Origin of the sequence: Streptococcus sp. HF-100, assembly GCF_015594635.1 — a bacterium.
Lineage (GTDB): Bacteria > Bacillota > Bacilli > Lactobacillales > Streptococcaceae > Streptococcus > Streptococcus vaginalis.
The window spans coordinates 1-5,324 of the sequence record NZ_JADNQV010000013.1 but is presented as its reverse complement, the minus strand read 5'-3'; the positions used below and the strand labels follow the sequence as shown (position 1 = coordinate 5,324).

The window sequence follows — 5,324 nt, the reverse complement described above, 5'->3', positions numbered from 1 at the left end:
AAGAAAAGTAAAAAAAGATGAAAAAAGGTATTGACAAGAAGAGAAGGAGATGATATACTAAGATAGTTGTCGCTTGAGGGGCGACAAAGACCTTTGAAAACTGAACAAGACGAACCAATGTGCAGGCGACTGTTTAAGAAGACAGTCCGTCAAACATTAAGAAGAAACAATAAATCTGTCAGTGACAGAAATGAGTGAGAGCTCAAACTTTATATGAGAGTTTGATCCTGGCTCAGGACGAACGCTGGCGGCGTGCCTAATACATGCAAGTAGGACGCACAGTTTATACCGTAGCTTGCTACACCATAGACTGTGAGTTGCGAACGGGTGAGTAACGCGTAGGTAACCTACCTATTAGAGGGGGATAACTATTGGAAACGATAGCTAATACCGCATAACAGTATGTAACACATGTTAGATGCTTGAAAGATGCAATTGCATCGCTAGTAGATGGACCTGCGTTGTATTAGCTAGTAGGTAGGGTAAAGGCCTACCTAGGCAACGATACATAGCCGACCTGAGAGGGTGATCGGCCACACTGGGACTGAGACACGGCCCAGACTCCTACGGGAGGCAGCAGTAGGGAATCTTCGGCAATGGGGGGAACCCTGACCGAGCAACGCCGCGTGAGTGAAGAAGGTTTTCGGATCGTAAAGCTCTGTTGTTAAGGAAGAACGAGTGTGAGAATGGAAAGTTCATGCTGTGACGGTACTTAACCAGAAAGGGACGGCTAACTACGTGCCAGCAGCCGCGGTAATACGTAGGTCCCGAGCGTTGTCCGGATTTATTGGGCGTAAAGCGAGCGCAGGCGGTTAGAAAAGTCTGAAGTGAAAGGCAGTGGCTCAACCATTGTAGGCTTTGGAAACTGTTTAACTTGAGTGCAGAAGGGGAGAGTGGAATTCCATGTGTAGCGGTGAAATGCGTAGATATATGGAGGAACACCGGTGGCGAAAGCGGCTCTCTGGTCTGTAACTGACGCTGAGGCTCGAAAGCGTGGGGAGCGAACAGGATTAGATACCCTGGTAGTCCACGCCGTAAACGATGAGTGCTAGGTGTTAGGTCCTTTCCGGGACTTAGTGCCGCAGCTAACGCATTAAGCACTCCGCCTGGGGAGTACGACCGCAAGGTTGAAACTCAAAGGAATTGACGGGGGCCCGCACAAGCGGTGGAGCATGTGGTTTAATTCGAAGCAACGCGAAGAACCTTACCAGGTCTTGACATCCCAGTGACTGCCCTAGAGATAGGGTTTCCCTTCGGGGCACTGGTGACAGGTGGTGCATGGTTGTCGTCAGCTCGTGTCGTGAGATGTTGGGTTAAGTCCCGCAACGAGCGCAACCCTTATTGTTAGTTGCCATCATTGAGTTGGGCACTCTAGCGAGACTGCCGGTAATAAACCGGAGGAAGGTGGGGATGACGTCAAATCATCATGCCCCTTATGACCTGGGCTACACACGTGCTACAATGGCTGGTACAACGAGTCGCAAGCCGGTGACGGCAAGCTAATCTCTGAAAGCCAGTCTCAGTTCGGATTGTAGGCTGCAACTCGCCTACATGAAGTCGGAATCGCTAGTAATCGCGGATCAGCACGCCGCGGTGAATACGTTCCCGGGCCTTGTACACACCGCCCGTCACACCACGAGAGTTTGTAACACCCGAAGTCGGTGAGGTAACCGTAAGGAGCCAGCCGCCTAAGGTGGGATAGATGATTGGGGTGAAGTCGTAACAAGGTAGCCGTATCGGAAGGTGCGGCTGGATCACCTCCTTTCTAAGGAAAACGGAAGCCATTGAGTTTGTCTTGTTTAGTTTTGAGAGGTCTTGTGGGGCCTTAGCTCAGCTGGGAGAGCGCCTGCTTTGCACGCAGGAGGTCAGCGGTTCGATCCCGCTAGGCTCCATTAGGATAGAATCCTACTGAACTTAATAAAGAAGTGAAGTTGAATACGAGACTAACTATCCTAAATTTAGCACATTGAAAATTGAATAACGATATCAAATAGTAACAAGAAAATAAACCGAAAACGCTGTGAATATTAATGAGTATATGACTGAGAGGTCAAAAATAAGGTTAAGTTAGTAAGGGCGCACGGTGGATGCCTTGGCACTAGGAGCCGAAGAAGGACGTGACAAACGACGAAATGCCTTGGGGAGCTGTAAGTAAGCGTAGATCCAGGGATGTCCGAATGGGGGAACCCAACAGGTAGATACCTGTTACCCGTATCTGTTAAGGATATGAGGAGGAAGACGCAGTGAACTGAAACATCTAAGTAGCTGCAGGAAGAGAAAGCAAAAGCGATTGCCTGAGTAGCGGCGAGCGAAAGGGCAAGAGGGCAAACCGAGAAGTTTACTTCTCGGGGTTGTAGGACTGCGATGTGGATTTAAAGATTATAGAAGAAGACCTTGGGAAAGGTTGCCAGAGAGAGTAAGAGCCTCGTATTTTAAATAATCTTTATACCTAGCAGGATCCTGAGTACGGCGGGACACGAGGAATCCCGTCGGAATCTGGGAGGACCATCTCCCAACCCTAAATACTCCCTAGTGACCGATAGTGAACCAGTACCGTGAGGGAAAGGTGAAAAGCACCCCGGGAGGGGAGTGAAAGAGAACCTGAAACCGTGTGCCTACAACAAGTTCGAGCCCGTTAATGGGTGAGAGCGTGCCTTTTGTAGAATGAACCGGCGAGTTACGTTATGATGCGAGGTTAAGTTGAAGAGACGGAGCCGTAGGGAAACCGAGTCTGAAGAGGGCGGTATAGTATCATGATGTAGACCCGAAACCATGTGACCTACCCATGAGCAGGTTGAAGGTGAGGTAAAACTCACTGGAGGACCGCACCAGGGCACGTTGAAAAGTGCTTGGATGACTTGTGGGTAGCGGAGAAATTCCAAACGAACTTGGAGATAGCTGGTTCTCTCCGAAATAGCTTTAGGGCTAGCGTCGACATGAAGATTCTTGGAGGTAGAGCACTGTTTGGGTGAGGGGTCCATCCCGGATTACCAATCTCAGATAAACTCCGAATGCCAAAGAATTATGGTCGGCAGTCAGACTGCGAGTGCTAAGATCCGTAGTCGAAAGGGAAACAGCCCAGACCACCAGCTAAGGTCCCAAAATAATTGTTAAGTGGAAAAGGATGTGGGGTTGCACAGACAACTAGGATGTTAGCTTAGAAGCAGCTATTCATTCAAAGAGTGCGTAATAGCTCACTAGTCGAGTGACCCTGCGCCGAAAATGTACCGGGGCTAAAACAATTTACCGAAGCTGTGGATCCTTTAGGGGATGGTAGGAGAGCGTTCTATGTGTGGCGAAGGTGTACCGTGAGGAGCACTGGAACGCATAGAAGTGAGAATGCCGGTATGAGTAGCGCAAGACAGGTGAGAATCCTGTCCACCGTAAGACTAAGGTTTCCAGGGGAAGGCTCGTCCGCCCTGGGTTAGTCGGGACCTAAGGAGAGACCGAAAGGTGTATCCGATGGCCAACAGGTAGAGATTCCTGTACTAGAGTATAGAGTGAAGGAGGGACGCAGTAGGCTAACTCAAGCGTGCGAATGGAAGAGCACGTCTAAGCAGTGAGGTGTGATAGGAGTCAAATGCTTCTATCTGTAACATTGAGCTGTGATGGGGAGCGAAGTTTAGTAGCGAAGTGAGTGACGTCACACTGCCAAGAAAAGCTTCTAGCGTTAATTTATACTCTACCCGTACCGCAAACCGACACAGGTAGTCGAGGCGAGTAGCCTCAGGTGATCGAGAGAACTCTCGTTAAGGAACTCGGCAAAATGACCCCGTAACTTCGGGAGAAGGGGTGCTGGCTTAAAGTCAGCCGCAGTGAATAGGCCCAAGCAACTGTTTATCAAAAACACAGCTCTCTGCTAAATCGTAAGATGATGTATAGGGGGTGACGCCTGCCCGGTGCTGGAAGGTTAAGAGGAGTGCTTAGACGTAAGTCGAAGGTATGAATTGAAGCCCCAGTAAACGGCGGCCGTAACTATAACGGTCCTAAGGTAGCGAAATTCCTTGTCGGGTAAGTTCCGACCCGCACGAAAGGCGTAATGATTTGGGCACTGTCTCAACGAGAGACTCGGTGAAATTTTAGTACCTGTGAAGATGCAGGTTACCCGCGACAGGACGGAAAGACCCCATGGAGCTTTACTGCAGTTTGATATTGAGTGTCTGTGCCACATGTACAGGATAGGTAGGAGCCAAAGAGATCGGGACGCCAGTTTCGATGGAGGCGATGTTGGGATACTACCCTTGTGTTATGGCCACTCTAACCCGGATAGGTGATCCCTATCGGAGACAGTGTCTGACGGGCAGTTTGACTGGGGCGGTCGCCTCCTAAAAGGTAACGGAGGCGCCCAAAGGTTCCCTCAGATTGGTTGGAAATCAATCGCAGAGTGTAAAGGTATAAGGGAGCTTGACTGCGAGAGCAACAACTCGAGCAGGGACGAAAGTCGGGCTTAGTGATCCGGTGGTTCCGTATGGAAGGGCCATCGCTCAACGGATAAAAGCTACCCTGGGGATAACAGGCTTATCTCCCCCAAGAGTTCACATCGACGGGGAGGTTTGGCACCTCGATGTCGGCTCGTCGCATCCTGGGGCTGTAGTCGGTCCCAAGGGTTGGGCTGTTCGCCCATTAAAGCGGCACGCGAGCTGGGTTCAGAACGTCGTGAGACAGTTCGGTCCCTATCCGTCGCGGGCGAAGGAAATTTGAGAGGATCTGCTCCTAGTACGAGAGGACCAGAGTGGACTTACCGCTGGTGTACCAGTTGTTCTGCCAAGAGCATCGCTGGGTAGCTATGTAGGGAAGGGATAAACGCTGAAAGCATCTAAGTGTGAAACCCACCTCAAGATGAGATTTCCCATAACGTTATGTTAGTAAGAGCCCTGAGAGAAGATCAGGTAGATAGGTTAGGAGTGGAAGTTGTGTGAGCAATGGAGCGGACTAATACTAATAGCTCGAGGACTTATCCGAGAAGAAGTAATGAGAACGTGAAGAAAAGCGTATGATTTTAGGGAATCTGCGCAGAAGTCATAGGGACTTCAAGCGGATTTATCTAAATCACTAGCTTTTTAGTTCGAATACAATTACTTAAGTAATGAAGGCAGATCTAGTAAGGATTTAGCCGGAGTACAATTTCATTGAGAAAGATAGCGTAGAGGTAAATCTTTTACAATTTGAGACGTTATTCAATTTTGAGTGTGTTAGATACTCAGCAGTTAAGTGACGATAGCCTAGGAGATACACCTGTACCCATGCCGAACACAGAAGTTAAGCCCTAGAACGCCGGAAGTAGTTGGGGGTTGCCCCCTGTGAGATAAGGTAGTCGCTTAGCA

At 49.4% G+C, this 5,324-nt stretch carries 1 tRNA gene and 3 rRNA genes; all 4 read left to right on the top strand.

The features are described 5' to 3' along the window. The first annotated feature begins 209 nt into the window (after nt 1–209). Nucleotides 210–1,765, top strand: a 16S ribosomal RNA gene (locus tag IYQ23_RS09335). 54 nt (nt 1,766–1,819) lie between these two features. Next, nucleotides 1,820–1,892, top strand: a tRNA-Ala gene (locus tag IYQ23_RS09330). Between the two features lie 168 nt (nt 1,893–2,060). Then, nucleotides 2,061–4,962, top strand: a 23S ribosomal RNA gene (locus IYQ23_RS09325). 245 nt (nt 4,963–5,207) lie between these two features. Beyond that, nucleotides 5,208–5,323, top strand: a 5S ribosomal RNA gene (rrf, locus tag IYQ23_RS09320). Together the 16S, 23S and 5S rRNA genes with 1 tRNA gene alongside form the textbook arrangement of a ribosomal RNA operon. Nucleotide 5,324: the final 1 nt, after the last annotated feature.